This window comes from Pseudoxanthomonas sp. SGT-18 (assembly GCF_003931645.1).
Taxonomy (GTDB): domain Bacteria; phylum Pseudomonadota; class Gammaproteobacteria; order Xanthomonadales; family Xanthomonadaceae; genus Pseudoxanthomonas.
Genome location: NZ_RRYJ01000008.1, coordinates 56,868 through 72,107 on the forward strand (window position 1 = coordinate 56,868; position 15,240 = coordinate 72,107).

The following is a 15,240-nucleotide window of genomic DNA, read 5'->3' on the forward strand; positions in this document are numbered from 1 at the left end:
ACACCACTGTGGGAGAGACACGGGGATGAACAGCAGGATCCTGAGGAAGGCGGCGCTGGCGATGGCGCTCGGCGCGTGCCTGGGCACGATGGCACCGATGGCGATGGCGCAGAGCGCCACCGGCGCGGTGGCGGGCCGCGCCGAGGCCGGGGCCAGGGTGACGATCACCAACCCGGCCACCGGCTTCACCCGCACCGTCACCGCCGGCGAGGACGGCAGCTACCGCTTGCCGTTGCTGCCGCCGGGCACCTACACGGTGCAGGCCGAGGGCGGGCAGCAGGCCACCGTGACCGTCACCCTCGGTGCCACCGCCTCGGTCAACCTGGCGGCCGAGCCGGCGACCCTGCAGAGCATCGAAGTGGTCGGCACCCGCTTCGTCACCCCGGTGGACGTGACCTCCACCGAGTCGGCGATGAACATCAACGCCGAGGAGCTGGCGCGCCTGCCGGTGGACCGCAACGTCACCTCGGTGGCGCTGCTGGCCCCGGGCGTGGCTTCCGGCAGCGCCTCCTTCGGCGGCATCTCCTTCGGCGGCTCGTCGGTGGCCGAGAACGCGTTCTACGTCAACGGCCTCAACGTCACCGACTTCTACAACCGCGTCGGCTTCTCCGAGGCGCCGTTCGACTTCTACGAGGACTTCCAGGTCAAGACCGGCGGCTACTCGGTGGAGTTCGGCCGCACCACCGGCGGCGTGGTCAACGCCGTGGCCCGCTCCGGCACCAACGAATTCCACTACGGCTCCAAGCTGGTGTGGGGCCCGAAGGACTGGGAGTCCTCGGCGCGCGACAGCTACCTGGACGGCGAGCGCTACCTGACCCGCAGCAAGGACAAGACCGACTCCACGCGCCTTAACGTGTGGGCCTCCGGCCCGATCGTGAAGGACCGGCTGTTCTTCTTCGCCATGTACGAGGGCCGCAAGGTCGAGCCGGAGAACACCAACGACGCCGGCACCTCGTTCAACCGCGGCGACTCGGACGACGGCTTCTGGGGCACCACCCTGGACTGGCAGGTCACCGACCGCAACCTGCTGAGCCTGATGGCGTTCTCCAACGAGAACCGCACCGACACCACCACCTACGCCTACGACTTCGACAGCGGCAAGGTCGGGCAGAAGCTCAGCGACTCCTACTCGGAGACCGGCGGCACCAACTGGGCGCTGACCTGGAGCTCGTACCTGACCGACAACCTGTCGATGAAGGTGATGCACGGCCGCAACGAGCGCAACAGCGTCACCGGCTCGCCCAACGACGTGGACTGCAACTACGTCACCCGCGCCTCCGGCGTGCCGGACCCGGGCGTGCCGCTGGGCTGCACCAACAACGCCACCGTCTACGACCGCAACGACGAGCGCAAGCAGAGCCGGATCGACTTCGAGTGGGGCCTGGGCGACCACCTGCTGCGCTTCGGCATCGACGACGAGCGCAACACCTCCGACCTCGACCAGGTCTACTCCGGTCCCGGCGGCGTGCAGTACAACGTCTATACCGCCACCCCCCTGACCAACAACTCCAACTGCGGCGGCTTCCTGGTCCCGGCCGGCTACACCGCCTGCGTGCGCGCCCGCCAGTACGCGATCTTCGGCCAGTTCGAGTCGACCAACCGCGCCTACTACGTCGAGGACAACTGGTCGATCACCGACAACCTGGTGCTCAACCTGGGCCTGCGCTACGAGGAGTTCGACAACAAGGACGCCGAGGGCCGCACCTACATCAAGATGGACGACATGTGGGCGCCGCGCCTGGGCTTCTCCTGGGACCCGGTCGGCCAGGGCACGATGAAGGTGTTCGGCAACATCGGCCGCTACTTCCTGCCGGTGGCCAACGTCATCAACATCAAGCAGGGCGGCGCCCTGCTCGACGCGCGCACCTACTACGGCCTCGACGGCTGGGAGATCCGCGAGCGCGACGGCGTCCAGTACGCGGTGCCGGTGCTGGGCCAGTACATGGGCTTCGACGACGACCAGGGCGACGGCACCGTCGGCGACCTGCGCGCCGAGGTCGACGCCGACATGGACCCGGTCTACCAGGACGAGCTGATCCTGGGCTTCCAGCAGGTGCTGGGCGAGAAGTGGTCGTGGGGCGCGCGCGGCATCTACCGCAAGCTGCACAACGCCATCGACGACATCAACATCACCGCCACCCACTGCGGCCGCGTGCCCAGCGTGTGGGTGATGGGCAACCCGGGCAAGGACGTCACCATCTGGGGCGACACCGACTGCGACGGCAGCAACGACGGCTACATCACCGTCGATACCTCGAAGGGTGGCTACTGGACCGAGTCGGACGACTACGAGTACATCGACGGCGAGTGGGAGTACGTGGGCTCGACCCCGACCGGCCAGCGCGGCTGGAGCAAGCCCAAGCGCACCTACAAGGCGCTGGAGCTGCAGCTGGACCGCGCCTGGGATGGCAAGTGGGCGTTCAACGCCTCCTACACCCTGTCCTGGAGCGAGGGCAACGCCGAGGGCCCGGTCAACACCGACACCAACTTCGGTGATACCGGCCGCACCGAGAACTTCGACGACCCGTTCGTGAACTACCGCGGCCATGGCCCGCTGGCCAACGACCACCGCCACCAGGTCAAGCTGCGCGGCACCTACGCCCTGACCGAGAACTGGAGCCTGGGCGCGACCGTGGACGCCCGCTCCGGCGGCCCGATCACCGGCTTCGGCGTCGGCAACCCGTACAACTGGAAGCTCTACCACAGCTACTTCGTGTGCGTGGACAAGTGCACCCCGGAGGAGGCCTTCGCCAATCCGCAGGAAGGCGACACCTGGAGCACCTCGGACCGGGTGTACGAGCATTCCGCGCGCGGAGGCGCCGGGCGCATGCCCTGGTACATCGACGTCGGCCTGAGCGTGGGCTACGAGCGCCAGTTCGGCCCGGCCAGGTTCTCGGCCAAGCTGTCGGCGTACAACATCTTCAACCGCCAGCGCCCGGTCTGGGTCTACCAGGACCTGGAGTCGAGCATCGGCACCCGCGACGAGTTCTTCGGCCGCGAGCGCTTCCTGCAGTCGCCGCGCTACGGCCAGCTGGTGCTGGCGCTGGAGTACTGACAACCGGACGACGCGGGCCCGATCATGGACGACAGGCCCGCATCGAGGAGCAGGTGATGCTGCGTTTCCTCCCTCCTGCGGCCGCCCTTGCGGCCGCTTTTTTTGCCGCGCCGGCCGTGGCCGGCGCAACGCTTCCCGGCCCCGCGCAGGCGTTCGTCGAGCGCGCGGTGGACGAGGCGGTCGCCCGCTACGACCTGCCCGGCATCGCGGTCGGCGTGATCGAGGACGGCAAGGTCGCCGCGGTGGTGGCGCGCGGCGAGCTTGCCGCCGGCAGCGGCGAGCCGGTGACGCCGGAGGCGCTGTTCAAGATCGCCTCCAACAGCAAGGCCATGACCGCGGCGGTGCTGGCGCGGCTGGTCGACCAGGGCCGGTTGCGCTGGGACGACCCGGTGGTGAAGCACCTGCCGCAGTTCCGCATGCACGACCCCTGGGTCACCGCCAACATGCAGGTGCGCGACCTGCTGGTGCACAACAGCGGCCTGGGCCTGGGCGCGGGCGACCTGATGCTGTGGCCGGAACCGAACGATTTCACCCGCGCCGACATCATCGCCGGGCTGGCGCACCTGGAGCCGGTGACCAGCTTCCGCTCCGGCTACGCCTACGACAACCTGTTGTACGTGGTCGCCGGCGAGGTCGCGGCCGCGGCCGGCGGCAAGCCCTACGCGCAGCTGGTGCGCGAGGAGGTGTTCGCGCCGCTGGGCATGGACGGCTGCCGCGTGGGCAGCTGGAACGCCGGCGAAGCCGGCCCGATCGCGCGCCCGCACCGGCGTGTGGACGGGCGCAACCTGCCGGCGCCGCCGGAGCGGGGCGTGGTCCCGGACATCACCTCGATGGCCGCCGGCGGGATCCGCTGCAGCCTGGAGGACATGCTGCGCTGGGTGGGCGCCTGGCTGGATCCGGCGCAGCCGTGGCTGTCGGCGGAGCAGCGCCAGCAGGCGTGGACCGGGCACATGCCGATGCCGGTGGGCCGGCGCATGCGCGAGTGGGACAACAGCCACTTCCATGCCTACGGCTACGGCTGGCGCCTGTCCGACATGGACGGGCAGTGGAAGGTGGCCCACACCGGCACCCTGTCGGGCATGTATTCCTCGGTGATCCTGCTGCCGGACCTGCGCACCGGCATCGTCATCCTCATCAACGGCGAGGCCGAGGACGCGCGCACGGTGCTGGGCCAGGTGCTGGCCAAGCGCTACACCCGCCCGGATCCGGCCCTGGACGTGGCCCACTACGCCGCCCTGCTGGAGCGCGAACACGCCCTGCGCCGCCAGGCCGAGCCGGCGCCGGACACCCGCGCGCGGCGCCCGGCCACGCGCCGCGAGACCGCGGCGTTGCTCGGGATCTGGCGCGATCCGTGGTTCGGCGAGGTGGCGCTGTGCCCGCGCGCCGACGGCATCGGCTTCGCCTCGGTGCGCTCGCCACGCATGCGCGGGCGGCTGATGCGGGTGGGCGAGCGCTGGCTGCTGGACTGGGACGACGACGGCATCGACGCGGAGGCCTGGCTGCACCCGCCGGAGGCGGGCGGGGGTACCCTGCGCCTGTCCAAGGTCGATCCGGAAGCGGACTTCAGCTATGACTACCAGGACCTCCGCTTCGTGCGCGAGCGCGACTGCCCCTGAGCGCCTGTGCGCGCTGCTGGCGGCGCTGCTGCTGGCGCCGGCGGTGGCCGGCGGCGAACCGGTGCGGGTGTCGCCGGCACGCGACGCCGCCGCGGCCGGCCTGGTCGAGGTCCGCACCCTGGCCCCCGGCATCCGCGTGGAGGCGCGCTATGCCGGACCGGACAACTTCACCGGTGCGCCGGTACCCGGCTACGAAGGCAACGCCTGCCTGCTGCTGCGGCCGGTGGCCGAGGCCCTGGCCCGGGTGCAGCAGGACCTGCAGGCCGAGGGCCTGGGCCTGCTGGTCTACGACTGCTACCGCCCGGTGCGTGCGGTGCAGGCCTTCATGCACTGGGCGCGCGCCGACGACGACCCGGGACAGAAGGCACGTTGGTACCCGCGGGTGGACAAGGACGCGCTGGTGCCGGAGTACATCGCCGACAGTTCCGGCCACAGCCGCGGCGCCACCGTCGACCTGACCCTGGTGCGCTGCGACGGCGACGGCCGCTGCGAGCCGCTGGACATGGGCACCCCGTTCGACTTCTTCGACCCGTCCGCGCACACCGACGCCCCGGTGGCGCCGGCGCAGCAGGCCAACCGCCAGCGCCTGCGCGCGGCGATGGAGGCCGGCGGCTTCCGCAGCTACCCGCGGGAGTGGTGGCATTACACCCTGGACCCGGAACCGGATCCGACCCTCGCCTACGACGTCCCGGTGCGCTGACGGAGGTGCGCTGATGGAAGAGTGGCTGACCGTGCAATGCCCCTGGTGCGGGGAGAGCTTCGAGACCCCGGTGGATCCCAGTGGCGGCAACCAGCAGTACGTGGAGGACTGCCAGGTCTGCTGCCAGCCGATCCTGCTGGACGTGACGGTGGACGCGGACGGCCAGGTGGCGCTGGCCGCCCGCCGCGAGGGCGAGGACTGAGGCGACCGGCCCGGCTAGACTTGTCGGCCCGTTTGCCCAGGTCCCGCCCGCCCGATGAACCTTCCGCTGCACACCGGCCTGCTTGGCTGCCTCGAAGCCGGACTGATCGCCTTCCTCGTCGGCGTGCTGGTGTACGCCGGATGGGCCTGGCTCGGGCGACGCACCGGCATGCAGATCGGGCACGTGGTTGGCTGGGGCGCGGTCATCGCCACCGCCATCGCCGCGGGGCTGGATGCCTGGAACCTGTTCTACATCGGCATGGTGAAGCTGGAGTCGCCGCTGTACGCGCGCCTGGCCCTGGCCGGCATCCACGACGCCGACAACCTGGGCACCCGGGTCCTGCTGGAAGTGATCGGCGCCACCTCCGGCAGCGTGCTGGGCTGGTGGCTGTTCAGCCACCGGCGTGCCCCCGGCGGGAACTCCACCGGGCCCGACGAGGCCCGCTAAAGCGGCTACATGGCGTCCTTGAAGACGCCCCTAACCTGGCGTCCACGCGCCGCTAACCAGCGGCTACAACGCAGCGCGGACGCTGTGGTTAACGCCGCGTTCGCGGCGCGGCCGCGGCCCAAATCCGGTTCATCCGCGACGTTGCAAGGTGCGACCCGTGTTCCGCAAAGCAAGCAGTCACGTCCTTCCACCCGACGGAGTACGCCAATGAACAAGCACCACACCCGCCCCCCGACCGGCCTGCTGTTCCTGGGCATGATTGCCGCCGCGCCGCTGGCGTTCGCGCAGAGCACCACGCCCACCGAGCAGCAGACCCCGACCCAGGCCCAGGCCCAGGCCCAGGCCGGCGCGGCACAGCAGTCGCAGGCCGGCGCCAGCGGCCAGCGCCAGAGCTGGGCCGACCTGGACACCGACGGCAACGGCAGCATCAGCCGCAGCGAGGCCCAGGCCCACTCCGCGCTGTCCAGCGTGTTCGCCACGGCCGACGCCGACGGCGATGGCGAACTGACCCCCGAGGAGTACCGCACCTTCATCCAGAACCAGCAGCAGGGCGGCGCGCCGCAGGAGTGACGCGGCATCCCCATGCACGACCGAAGCGGGCCCCGGCCCGCTTCCTTTTTCCCGGGGCCGTCCCCGCTGCTATCCTGCACGCCCGCCGTGATGGCGCCCGCGTTCCGGATACCCCCATGCACGACATCCGCCTGGTCGGCTTCGATGGCGACGACACCCTGTGGCGCAGCGAGGACTACTACCGCGCCGCGGAGAAGCGCTACGAGGAAATCATCGGCCGCTACATCGACCTGCACGACGCCGGCACCCTGCGCCACCTGCTGGAGGTGGAGCGCCGCAACCTCAAGGTGTTCGGCTACGGCGTCAAGGGCATGACCCTGTCGATGATCGAGGCGGCGATCGAACTGACCGAAGCGCGCATCAGCGCCCGCGACCTGCAGCAGGTGGTCGACATCGGCCGCGACACCCTGGCCCATCCGGTGGAGCTGCTGGACGGCATCCGCGACGCGGTGGAGGCGGTGGCCGCGCGCTGGCAGGTGGTACTGGTGACCAAGGGCGACCTGTTCCACCAGGAGGACAAGATCGCCCGTTCCGGCCTGGCCGACCTGTTCCCGCGCATCGAGATCGTGTCCGAGAAGGACCCGCCGACCTATGCGCGGGTGCTGGCCGAGTTCGGCATCGCGCCGGAGCAGTTCGTGATGGTTGGCAACTCGTTGCGCTCGGACATCGAGCCGGTGGTGCGGCTGGGCGGCTGGGGCGTGCACATCCCCTACGCGCTCACCTGGGCCCACGAGGCCGACCATGGCCTGGCCGAGGCGCATCCGCGGGTGCGCACCGTGGCCAGCGCGGCGGAGCTGCCGGAAGCCATCACCCGGATCGCCGCCGGCACCGCCGCCTGATCCCGCACACGGCCCGCCGGCGGGAGCTGCGCGCGCCGCGCCCGCGGCCGCGGCACAATGCCGCCATGGCCCGCTTCCGCTTCCCGCACGCGACGTACCGCCGGATCCTGTTCGTAACCCTGTGCCTGGCCGCCTGCGGTGCGGGCATCCCGCTGCCGCTGGCGGCGCAGGCCCGCGCCACGGCCACCGCAACGCCGGAGCCCGGACCCGGTTACGACACGGGCGATGCCTGGATCGACGGCCGCCTGGCCGACATCGACCGCTACGCCCGCGCCTATCCGGAGAGCTTCGCCGCCGAGGTCGAGCGCTATGCCGGCGCCTCGCGCGCCTATGTGCGCGGACTGCTGGCGCAGCCGGGCTGGAATCCCGGCGACGCCTGGTATGCCTGCTTCCTGGCGCGCGCGCTGGACACCGACTGCCGCAGCGTGGTGCGCGCCCGCGCGCGCCTGGGCCGCGCCGGCAGCTGGGCCCAGGCGACCTCCGCGCTGCGCGGCGAGGACAAGCCGGATCCATATCCCGCGCTGCGCCTGGCCCTGGCCGACAGCTACCGCCGCTGGGATCGCTCCCTGCAACCGGACGCCGCCCTGCGCCGCGCCCTGCAGCAACGCCAGCGGGCGGCCGGCGAAGGGCGCTAGCCGGCGGTGCGTTGGCGGACTGGCGCCTAGCGGCTGTCCGGCTGCCCGGGCTTGCGTGCCGACAGCCTGCGCATCAGCGGATCGCGCTCGCCGTTGAGCGCGAAACGCCCGAACATCCAGGTGCCGCAGGCGGCGCCGGCCAGCACCGCGTATTCCAGTGCCGAGGCCTGTGCATCGCCCTGCACCAGCTGGATGAGCCGGGAGACCAGGACCACGACGCCGGCGAGGGACAGCATCGCGGCGAGGATGCGGATCACGACGCTTTTCATTGGCGGTCCCTCCTGGGGCCTGACGGGGCAATGCGACGGCCGGGAGCCACACCGCCGCGCATGCCGGCAACGGCGTACACCAGGTCGAAGGCCAGCTCGGCCAGCAGTATGCCCGGAAGCGCATAACCGCCGAACAGCAGGACCGCGCCGGCAAAGCCAAGCCACAGTACCAGCCGGATGCGGCGGGCATCCTTGCGGAAGACGGCAGGCAGGCGCCCGGCCAGATCGAGCAAGCCCAGGCCTGCGAACAGGACGCATAGGAAGACGTTGTCGAACCCGTCCATGGCGGTGGCCAGGGCGAGACGGGCTGCGGGGGAGTGCAGCGCGAGCGCCAGCACCAAGGCGGCCGAGGAAACGACGAGGAGTTCCGCAATGCTCCTGCGGGTACCTGGGGCTGGTTGGCCGTGTGCAGTCATCGGTCTCGATGCCCCGCGCGCTTGCGCGCGGGGCCAGTGGCTCAGTTCAGCAGCCAATCCAATCCGGCCTGGATCTCATCGTCATAGGTCCGGTAGATGGCAGAGCCTATCGCCCAGCCGAGTGCGGCCGAGCCGGCCACCGCCCGTGCCGGCAGGCTTACCTGCCAGATGGTGCCGAGCACGGAAGCACCGCCATTCACGTCATGGAGCTCACGACAGGTCAGTTCGCGCATTTGCGTGTCCTCACTTGGTGATGTACTCGACGTACTTGAAGCCGGCGCGGGCGAACGTCACCCCGAGCATGGCGCTGCCAACCGGACCGCCCGCAGCGCCAAGGAGGGCGCCAACCATTCCCGCGGCACCCGCCATGATCAGGCCGGCGGCAAGTTCGCCGCCGGTGTCGATAACGCCGGCGGACGCAACCGCAACTTCGTTAGTGCTCAGTTCGCGCATATCAACCTTCCTTAGTGGACGCAGTGCCCCTGCGTTTGGGGCCAGATCACCCTGGCGGATGCATGAAGGCCCACACCTCGCGCGGGAGCGGGGATTCCGCGTCCGGTTCCCGTCCCGGGAGCTCGCCACGCAGTTGCGCGCCATCTCCCGCATTGCCCCCGGTAGAGAGCGACGACGATCGTGCGGCTGCCGGGATTGCATGGCGAGGTTTGCATTTGCGGTGAGGCGATTCAATGCCAAAACCACTTGCATCACGCGCGTTGATGTCAGGCCAGGTTGCGCAGGGTGTTCGCGCAAGTCCAACTGACTGGTCGACGCGTCGCATGACTGGGGCTGTGAGGCTGCGCGTGTCGCGTGAGGGACGCGGTCGTCCATTCGGCCACGACCTGCTGGCCGGGTCGGCCGTGGCCATGCAGCGGAGGCCGCCGCTCATTTCCTTTGGAGCAATCGTCATCAGTTCCGGGGTGTTGGCCTCTGGATTGCGCCGGCGGGCGCTGCCTACAGTCCATGAGCCGCCAGCGCAGCGCATCGACGGATGCAAGCCGGCGGAACCTTCCTCCGCCACGGGAACCGACATGAGGCATGCATACCGCTCCATCCTCCGCCACGGACTGGCCCTGCTGCTGGCGCTGTGCGCCGCGCATGCGCTGGCCGGCACGGTCGCGCCCGCCGAGGGCCTGTGGCGCGGCGAGTTCACCGTCAACGGCGAGGCGCTGCCGTTCAACTTCGAGTTGGCCGGGCTGGAAGGCGCGCAACCGCGCCTGGTGCTGCTCAACGGCAGCCGCCGCGACGAGTTCGAGGTCGAGAAGCTGGCCGGTGGCGGCATCCGCGCGGTGATGAACACCTACGACGCCGCGCTCGAGGCCACGGTGGAGGAGGGTTCCGGCGGCAAGCGCCTGGTCGGGCACTACCGCGACCTGGTCCCGAAGCGCAACGGCGCCAACGACCTGCCGTTCACCGCCGAGCATGGCCAGGCCTGGCGCTTCGTGCCGCCGGAGCGGGATGCCGGCAGCGCCGCCAACCTCGACGGCAAGTGGGCCATCCTCAACCGCGACCGCAGCGCCGGGCCCAACCAGGTCGCGCTGCTGCGGCAGGAAGGCACGCGCCTGGCCGGGGTGTTCATGACCGTCGTGGGCGATACCCGCGAGCTGGAAGGCGTGGTCCAGGGCGACCGCTTCTGGCTGTCGCACTTCAGCGGGCCCAGCCCGGTGCTGGTCCGCGGCACCATCGAGGACGGCCAGATCCAGGGCGCGATCAGCTTCGGCATCTACAACGTGGCCAGGTTCGAGGGCCACCGCAGCGACGAGGTGGAACTGCCCGATCCTTACCGCCTCACCTACCTCAAGGATGGCCGCCGCAGCATCGACTTCAGCTTCCCCGACCTGGAGGGGCGGCCGGTGTCGCTGCGGGATGACAAGTACCGCGGCAAGGTGGTGATCGTCGAGGTGATCGGCACCTGGTGCCCCAACTGCACCGACCAGACCCGGTTCCTCGCGCCCTGGTTCCGCGAGAACCGGCAGCGCGGGGTGGAGGCCATCGCCGTGGCCTTCGAGCAGGAGGACAGCTTCGAGTACTTCCAGCAGCGCCTGCGCAAGTTCCGCCACTTTTTCGACATCCACTACGACATCGTCCACGGCGGCGTGGCCGACAAGAAGCTGGCCACCGAGAAGCTGCAGGGCCTGAACTACATGGCCGCGTTCCCGACCACCATCGTGATCGACCGCCGCGGCGAGGTGCGCGAGATCTATACCGGCTTCACCGGCCCGGTCACCGGCGGCTACTACGAGGAGTACGTGGCCCGCTTCAACGCGTTGATGGACGAGCTGCTGGCCGAGCCGGATCCCTACGCGGCCACCGCGGGGCAGTGATGAGCCGCTGCCCGCCGCCGCTCTGCCGCCCCGCGCGATGTAGCCGCGCCGCGCGCGCGGCCTGACCCGGCGCCACCCCGGTCCCGCCAGGGCTGCCGTTCGCGGCGGCCATGGCCCCGCGTTGCCTGATGAAACCCCACAGGAATGTCCATGTCCGCATTGCATCCGCGCTCCACGCTCCCGCTTCCCCGTCCCATCGCCGCCCTGGCCCTGGCGCTGGCGCTTGCCGCCTGCGGCGGCCGCGATGCCGCCGCCGGGTCCGTGGCCGGTACTGCCGCCGCTCCCGCGCCGGAGCCCGCCGCCGACCCGGCCGCCGTCCATCAGGAGATCCTGGTGCTGGACGGGCACGCCGACGTGCTGCTGCCCGACACGCCGAAGCGCTACTGGCTGCCGGACGGCGGCAAGCGCACCAGTTTCGAGCGGGTGCGCCAGGGCGGGGTGGACGCGATCGTGTTCTCGATCGCGGTCGGCCCGGGCCCGGAGGACGCGCAGGGCCTGGCCAAGGCCCGCCAGGACGCCGAGGCCAAGCTGGCGGCGGTGCAGGAATGGATCGCCGGCAGCGGCGGCCAGGCGGAACTGGCGCGCAGCGCCGACGACGTCGAGCGCCTGCACCGCGAGGGCAAGGTGGCGGTGCTGCTCGGCTTCCAGAACGCACGCATCCTCGGCACCGACCTGGCCGCGTTCGACCGCTTCCACCAGGCCGGCGTGCGCGTGGCCGGCCTGGCCCACGCCGGGCACAACGCGTTCGCCGATTCCTCGCGGCCGCAGGACGGCGTGGCCGAGCGCCACGGCGGGCTCAGCGAGCTGGGCCGCCAGGCGGTGGCGCGCTTCAACGACCTGGGCGTGCTGATCGACGTATCCCAGCTGACCCCGGCGGCGCTGAAGCAGACCGTGGAGCTGAGCCGGGTGCCGGTAGTGGCCACCCATTCCAACGCCCGCGCCCTGGTCGACAACAGCCGCAACCTCAGCGACGGGGAACTGGACCTGATCAAGGCCAAGGGCGGCGTGGTCCTGGTGACCCCGTTCAAGCCCTACCTGCGCGCGCCGGACGACGCCTGGCGCGCGAAGATCGCCCGCCTGCGCGCGGAGTTCGGCCTGCCGGAGCAGTTCGCGGTGGCCAACGAGGGCAGCGACGCGCAGGATGCGCCGACCCGCGAGCGCTTCCACGACGCGCTCAAGCAGAACGAGCAGCCGGCCACGCTGTCCGACCTGGTCGACCACATCGACTACATCGCCAGGCGCATCGGCGTGGAGCACGTGGGCATCGGCACCGACTTCGACCACGGCGCCGGCGTCACCGGCTTCGACAGCGAGGCCGACGCGGCCAACGTCACCGCCGAGCTGCTGCCCCGCGGCTACACGCGCGAGCAGGTCGCCGCGATCTGGGGCGGCAACTTCCTGCGGGTGGTGCGTGCCGCCGAAGCCGGCCGCCGCCAGGGCTGATCCCCTTCCCGGGCGGCCGCCGCGGCCCGCGCGGCGCCGCCCCCTGCCGAGGAATTCCCCCGCATGAGCAATTCCCCGCGGGCCAGCGTGCTGGCCCTTTCCATCAGCCTGCTCCTCGCCATCCCCGACCTGCACGCGGCCGGGGGCGGCGAGCCGGAGCCCGGCGGCAGCGGCGCCGCCACCACCCTGGACCGGGTGACCGTCACCGGCGCCCGTGCCGCCGGCCGCACCATCGGCAACAGCCCCGCGCCGATCGACGTGATCAGCGCGCAGGAACTGGAAAGCATCACCCGCACCGACCTGTTCGAGGCGCTCAACGCCACCCTGCCGGCCTGGAACACGCCGGTGCCCGCCAACGCCTCCGACCTGGGCAGCATGGTCCGCGTCGGCCAGCTGCGCGGCCTCAGCCCCAACCACACCCTGGTGCTGGTCAACGGCAAGCGCTGGCACACCACCGCCCTGTTCGGCGCCGGCGGCCTGACCGGGCAGGCGCCGGTGGACCTGGCCACCTTCCCCACCGGCGCGATCCAGCGGATCGAGGTCCTGCGCGACGGTGCCTCGGCGCTGTACGGCTCGGACGCCATCGCCGGCGTGGTCAACATCATCACCAGCCGCCAGGCCGAGGGCGGCGAGGTGGCCTACCGCTACGGGGTCAACGACGGCGGCGAGGGCGGGCTGCACACCCTCACCGCCAGGGCCGGGTTCGGCCTGGGCCGGGAGGGCTACATCAACTTCGCCCTCCAGTACGACGACCAGGACCCGACCATCACCAGCAGCCCGGTGCCGCTGGACTATCCGCTGTTCTTCCTGCGCGACGCCGACGGCAACCCGGTCGTGCCCGGCGGCTCGGTGTGGCGGCCGCAGATCCCCGCAGGCGCCAGCCTCGACCCGCGCGAGTACGAGGTCGACCGCGGCAAGTGGCGCTGGCCGATCAATGGTCGCCGCAAGTCCCGGCTGCGCGGCTTCACCGCCAGTGCCGGCACCCCGCTGGGCGAGTCGCTGGAACTGTTCGCCTTCCTCAACCATGCCGGCCGCCAGGCCTGGGCACCGCAGTTCTACCGGCCGGTGTGGCGCGACGAGGTGGTGCGCGCGATCCATCCGGACGGCTTCCAGCCGAAGGAGGAGATCAGGGAGCAGAGCGTGGGTGCCACCCTCGGCCTGCGCGGCACGCTGGCCGCGGACTGGGAATGGGAAGCCAGCGTCACCAACGGCCACGACGCGATCCGCGCCTACATCCACGACTCGATCAACCCGACCTTCGGCCTGGACAGCCAGACCAGCTTCTACCTGGGCAAGGTGCGCTACGAGGCCACCACCTGGAACCTGGACCTGCGCCGCGGCTTCGAGGTGGGCCTGGCCGGGCCGCTGGAACTGTCGCTGGGCGCCGAGGCGCGCCGGGAGTCCTACCGCAAGTGGGCCGGCGACCCGCAGTCCTACACCCATGGCGGCGCGGTGATCCTGGACGGCCCCAACGCCGGCAAGCCCTTCAGCCGCGCGGTGGGCTACTCGCAGGCGCTGGCCGGGTTCAGCCCGGAAGACGCGGTGCAGGTCGAGCGCGACAACTGGGCGGTGTACGCCGGCCTGTCGCTCAACCCGGTGCGGCGCTGGACCGTGGACCTGGCCGCGCGCCACGAGGACTACGAGGACTTCGGCACCGCCTCCACCTGGCGCGTTTCCTCGCGCGTGGAGCTGGGCCGGCGCTGGGCCGTGCGCGGCACCGCCAGCACCGGGTTCCAGGCGCCGGCGCTGGCCGCACAGGCGCACAAGTTCACCCAGAACTCGCCGGCCGGCGTGACCTACACCCTGCAGGTCGGTTCGCCGCAGGCGCAGGCCCTGGGCGCGCGCCCGCTGCGGCCGGAGGAATCGGAGAACTACAGCCTGGGCATCGTGTTCCAGCCCCGGGACGGCGCCACCGCGGCGGTGGACGTCTACCGCATCGACGTGGACAACCGCATCGCCACCTCCACCTCGATCTCCGGCGACAGCTACCCGGGCGCGCTGCCGTTGCTGCAGTCGCTCGGCTACGGCCCGGCCGACGCGGTGTTCTACCTGCTCAACGCCGCGCATACCCGCAACGAGGGCGTGGAAGCCACGTTCGAGGCCGCCAGCGACTTCGGCCGCTTCGGCAGCGTGCGCTGGACCGCGGCGGGCAACTGGACCCGCGGCGAGCTGCGCGGCGTGGCGCCCACCCCGGACGTGCTGGCCGACTACGGCGTGCCGGTGTTCAGCCGCAGCAACGCCAACCTCCTGCTGCTGCTGTCGCCGAAGAGCAAGCAGGTGCTCAGCGCCGACTGGCGCCTGGGACGCTGGAGCGCGCTGCTGCGCCTGACCCGCTACGGCTCGCTGGAGCGCTACGGCGTCCCGGTCGGGCGCCCGGCCTCGGAGGAGGTGGCGTACACCATCGACCCGATCTGGCTGACCGACCTGGACCTGGGCTTCCAGGCCAGCGAACGCCTGCGCCTGTCGCTGACCGCCAACAACCTGTTCAACCGCCTGCCGGAAAAACTGCCGCAGGCCCTGGTCCAGCCGGGCCAGTACTACGCGTACCCGGTCAACGGCCCGGTGTCCGGCGACGGCGGGTTCTATTCGGCCAGCGTGGAGTACCGCTGGTAGCGGCGGGTGCGCGGCGCCCCGCACCCGGCCGGCGGTTCCGTGGGGCGGCCGGGTGCGGCGGCGACCCGCCGTTCAGCCGGGCGGTTAGAACTGCCGCGGGCGATCGGGGACAAT

At 71.2% G+C, this 15,240-nt stretch carries 15 protein-coding genes; 11 read left to right on the top strand and 4 right to left on the bottom strand.

The genetic code is table 11. The annotated features are described in order from the left end of the window. Positions 1 to 25 precede the first annotated feature (25 nt). The 8 genes from EIM47_RS11620 (at position 26) to EIM47_RS11655 (ending at position 8,064) form a co-directional block, all read left to right on the top strand. The gene (locus tag EIM47_RS11620; protein ID WP_125076980.1) at positions 26 to 3,055 is read left to right on the top strand and encodes a TonB-dependent receptor; all 3,030 of its coding nucleotides are present in this window, start codon (positions 26 to 28) and stop codon (positions 3,053 to 3,055) included. 56 nt (positions 3,056 to 3,111) lie between these two features. After that, positions 3,112 to 4,671 (top strand): serine hydrolase domain-containing protein, encoded by a 1,560-nt coding sequence (locus tag EIM47_RS11625; RefSeq protein WP_125076981.1) that lies wholly within the window; start codon positions 3,112 to 3,114, stop codon positions 4,669 to 4,671. Then, on the top strand, positions 4,625 to 5,371 hold the full coding sequence (locus tag EIM47_RS11630; RefSeq protein ID WP_125076982.1) for a M15 family metallopeptidase: 747 nt from the start codon (positions 4,625 to 4,627) through the stop codon (positions 5,369 to 5,371). The genes EIM47_RS11625 and EIM47_RS11630 overlap by 47 nt, the downstream gene beginning before the upstream one ends. Positions 5,372 to 5,384: 13 nt before the next feature. Then, entirely contained in the window at positions 5,385 to 5,573 is a 189-nt protein-coding gene (locus EIM47_RS11635; protein WP_019397223.1) for a CPXCG motif-containing cysteine-rich protein, read from the top strand. 54 nt (positions 5,574 to 5,627) lie between these two features. Next, positions 5,628 to 6,020: a hypothetical protein gene (locus tag EIM47_RS11640; protein WP_019397224.1), complete on the top strand. Its 393-nt coding sequence runs from the start codon at positions 5,628 to 5,630 to the stop codon at positions 6,018 to 6,020. A gap of 207 nt (positions 6,021 to 6,227) precedes the next feature. Next, positions 6,228 to 6,590, top strand: a complete 363-nt coding sequence (locus tag EIM47_RS11645) for an EF-hand domain-containing protein (RefSeq protein WP_125076983.1) — start codon at positions 6,228 to 6,230, stop codon at positions 6,588 to 6,590. 116 nt (positions 6,591 to 6,706) lie between these two features. Beyond that, on the top strand, positions 6,707 to 7,429 hold the full coding sequence (locus EIM47_RS11650; RefSeq protein ID WP_019397226.1) for an HAD family hydrolase: 723 nt from the start codon (positions 6,707 to 6,709) through the stop codon (positions 7,427 to 7,429). A 65-nt stretch (positions 7,430 to 7,494) separates the two neighbouring features. Next, on the top strand, positions 7,495 to 8,064 hold the full coding sequence (locus EIM47_RS11655) for a hypothetical protein (protein ID WP_164514598.1): 570 nt from the start codon (positions 7,495 to 7,497) through the stop codon (positions 8,062 to 8,064). 26 nt (positions 8,065 to 8,090) lie between these two features. On the opposite strand, the gene EIM47_RS11665 is transcribed toward EIM47_RS11655, so the two are convergent. From EIM47_RS11665 to EIM47_RS11680, 4 genes are read right to left on the bottom strand one after another with little or no spacing between them, the layout of a single operon-like run. Further along, the gene (locus EIM47_RS11665; protein ID WP_019397228.1) at positions 8,091 to 8,333 is read right to left on the bottom strand and encodes a hypothetical protein; all 243 of its coding nucleotides are present in this window, start codon (positions 8,331 to 8,333) and stop codon (positions 8,091 to 8,093) included. Next, positions 8,330 to 8,749, bottom strand: coding sequence for a hypothetical protein (locus EIM47_RS11670; protein WP_125076984.1), 420 nt, complete (start codon positions 8,747 to 8,749; stop codon positions 8,330 to 8,332). The genes EIM47_RS11665 and EIM47_RS11670 overlap by 4 nt, the downstream gene beginning before the upstream one ends. 41 nt (positions 8,750 to 8,790) lie before the next feature. After that, entirely contained in the window at positions 8,791 to 8,982 is a 192-nt protein-coding gene (locus EIM47_RS11675) for a hypothetical protein (RefSeq protein ID WP_028915483.1), read from the bottom strand. Between the two features lie 10 nt (positions 8,983 to 8,992). Continuing rightward, on the bottom strand, positions 8,993 to 9,202 hold the full coding sequence (locus tag EIM47_RS11680) for a hypothetical protein (RefSeq protein WP_019397231.1): 210 nt from the start codon (positions 9,200 to 9,202) through the stop codon (positions 8,993 to 8,995). Between the two features lie 575 nt (positions 9,203 to 9,777). On the opposite strand from EIM47_RS11680, the gene EIM47_RS11685 reads away from it, so the two are divergent. The 3 genes from EIM47_RS11685 (at position 9,778) to EIM47_RS11695 (ending at position 15,126) form a co-directional block, all read left to right on the top strand. After that, entirely contained in the window at positions 9,778 to 11,070 is a 1,293-nt protein-coding gene (locus EIM47_RS11685; RefSeq protein ID WP_125076985.1) for a TlpA disulfide reductase family protein, read from the top strand. Positions 11,071 to 11,220: 150 nt separating this feature from the next. Then, positions 11,221 to 12,513 carry a dipeptidase gene (locus tag EIM47_RS11690; RefSeq protein WP_125076986.1) on the top strand — a complete coding sequence of 431 codons (1,293 nt, stop codon included), beginning with the start codon at positions 11,221 to 11,223 and terminating at the stop codon, positions 12,511 to 12,513. Between the two features lie 63 nt (positions 12,514 to 12,576). After that, a complete protein-coding gene (locus EIM47_RS11695) occupies positions 12,577 to 15,126 on the top strand; it encodes a TonB-dependent receptor (protein WP_125076987.1) in 2,550 nt (849 codons plus the stop codon). Positions 15,127 to 15,240 lie beyond the last annotated feature (114 nt).

Bases quoted from the DNA above. Each gene is read 5' to 3' on its own strand.
- EIM47_RS11620 (WP_125076980.1), top strand. From the start codon at position 26: ATGAACAGCAGGATCCTGAGGAAGGCGGCGCTGGCGATGGCGCTCGGC.
- EIM47_RS11625 (WP_125076981.1), top strand. From the start codon at position 3,112: ATGCTGCGTTTCCTCCCTCCTGCGGCCGCCCTTGCGGCCGCTTTTTTT.
- EIM47_RS11630 (WP_125076982.1), top strand. From the start codon at position 4,625: ATGACTACCAGGACCTCCGCTTCGTGCGCGAGCGCGACTGCCCCTGAG.
- EIM47_RS11635 (WP_019397223.1), top strand. From the start codon at position 5,385: ATGGAAGAGTGGCTGACCGTGCAATGCCCCTGGTGCGGGGAGAGCTTC.
- EIM47_RS11640 (WP_019397224.1), top strand. From the start codon at position 5,628: ATGAACCTTCCGCTGCACACCGGCCTGCTTGGCTGCCTCGAAGCCGGA.
- EIM47_RS11645 (WP_125076983.1), top strand. From the start codon at position 6,228: ATGAACAAGCACCACACCCGCCCCCCGACCGGCCTGCTGTTCCTGGGC.
- EIM47_RS11650 (WP_019397226.1), top strand. From the start codon at position 6,707: ATGCACGACATCCGCCTGGTCGGCTTCGATGGCGACGACACCCTGTGG.
- EIM47_RS11655 (WP_164514598.1), top strand. From the start codon at position 7,495: ATGGCCCGCTTCCGCTTCCCGCACGCGACGTACCGCCGGATCCTGTTC.
- EIM47_RS11665 (WP_019397228.1), bottom strand. From the start codon at position 8,333: ATGAAAAGCGTCGTGATCCGCATCCTCGCCGCGATGCTGTCCCTCGCC.
- EIM47_RS11670 (WP_125076984.1), bottom strand. From the start codon at position 8,749: ATGACTGCACACGGCCAACCAGCCCCAGGTACCCGCAGGAGCATTGCG.
- EIM47_RS11675 (WP_028915483.1), bottom strand. From the start codon at position 8,982: ATGCGCGAACTGACCTGTCGTGAGCTCCATGACGTGAATGGCGGTGCT.
- EIM47_RS11680 (WP_019397231.1), bottom strand. From the start codon at position 9,202: ATGCGCGAACTGAGCACTAACGAAGTTGCGGTTGCGTCCGCCGGCGTT.
- EIM47_RS11685 (WP_125076985.1), top strand. From the start codon at position 9,778: ATGAGGCATGCATACCGCTCCATCCTCCGCCACGGACTGGCCCTGCTG.
- EIM47_RS11690 (WP_125076986.1), top strand. From the start codon at position 11,221: ATGTCCGCATTGCATCCGCGCTCCACGCTCCCGCTTCCCCGTCCCATC.
- EIM47_RS11695 (WP_125076987.1), top strand. From the start codon at position 12,577: ATGAGCAATTCCCCGCGGGCCAGCGTGCTGGCCCTTTCCATCAGCCTG.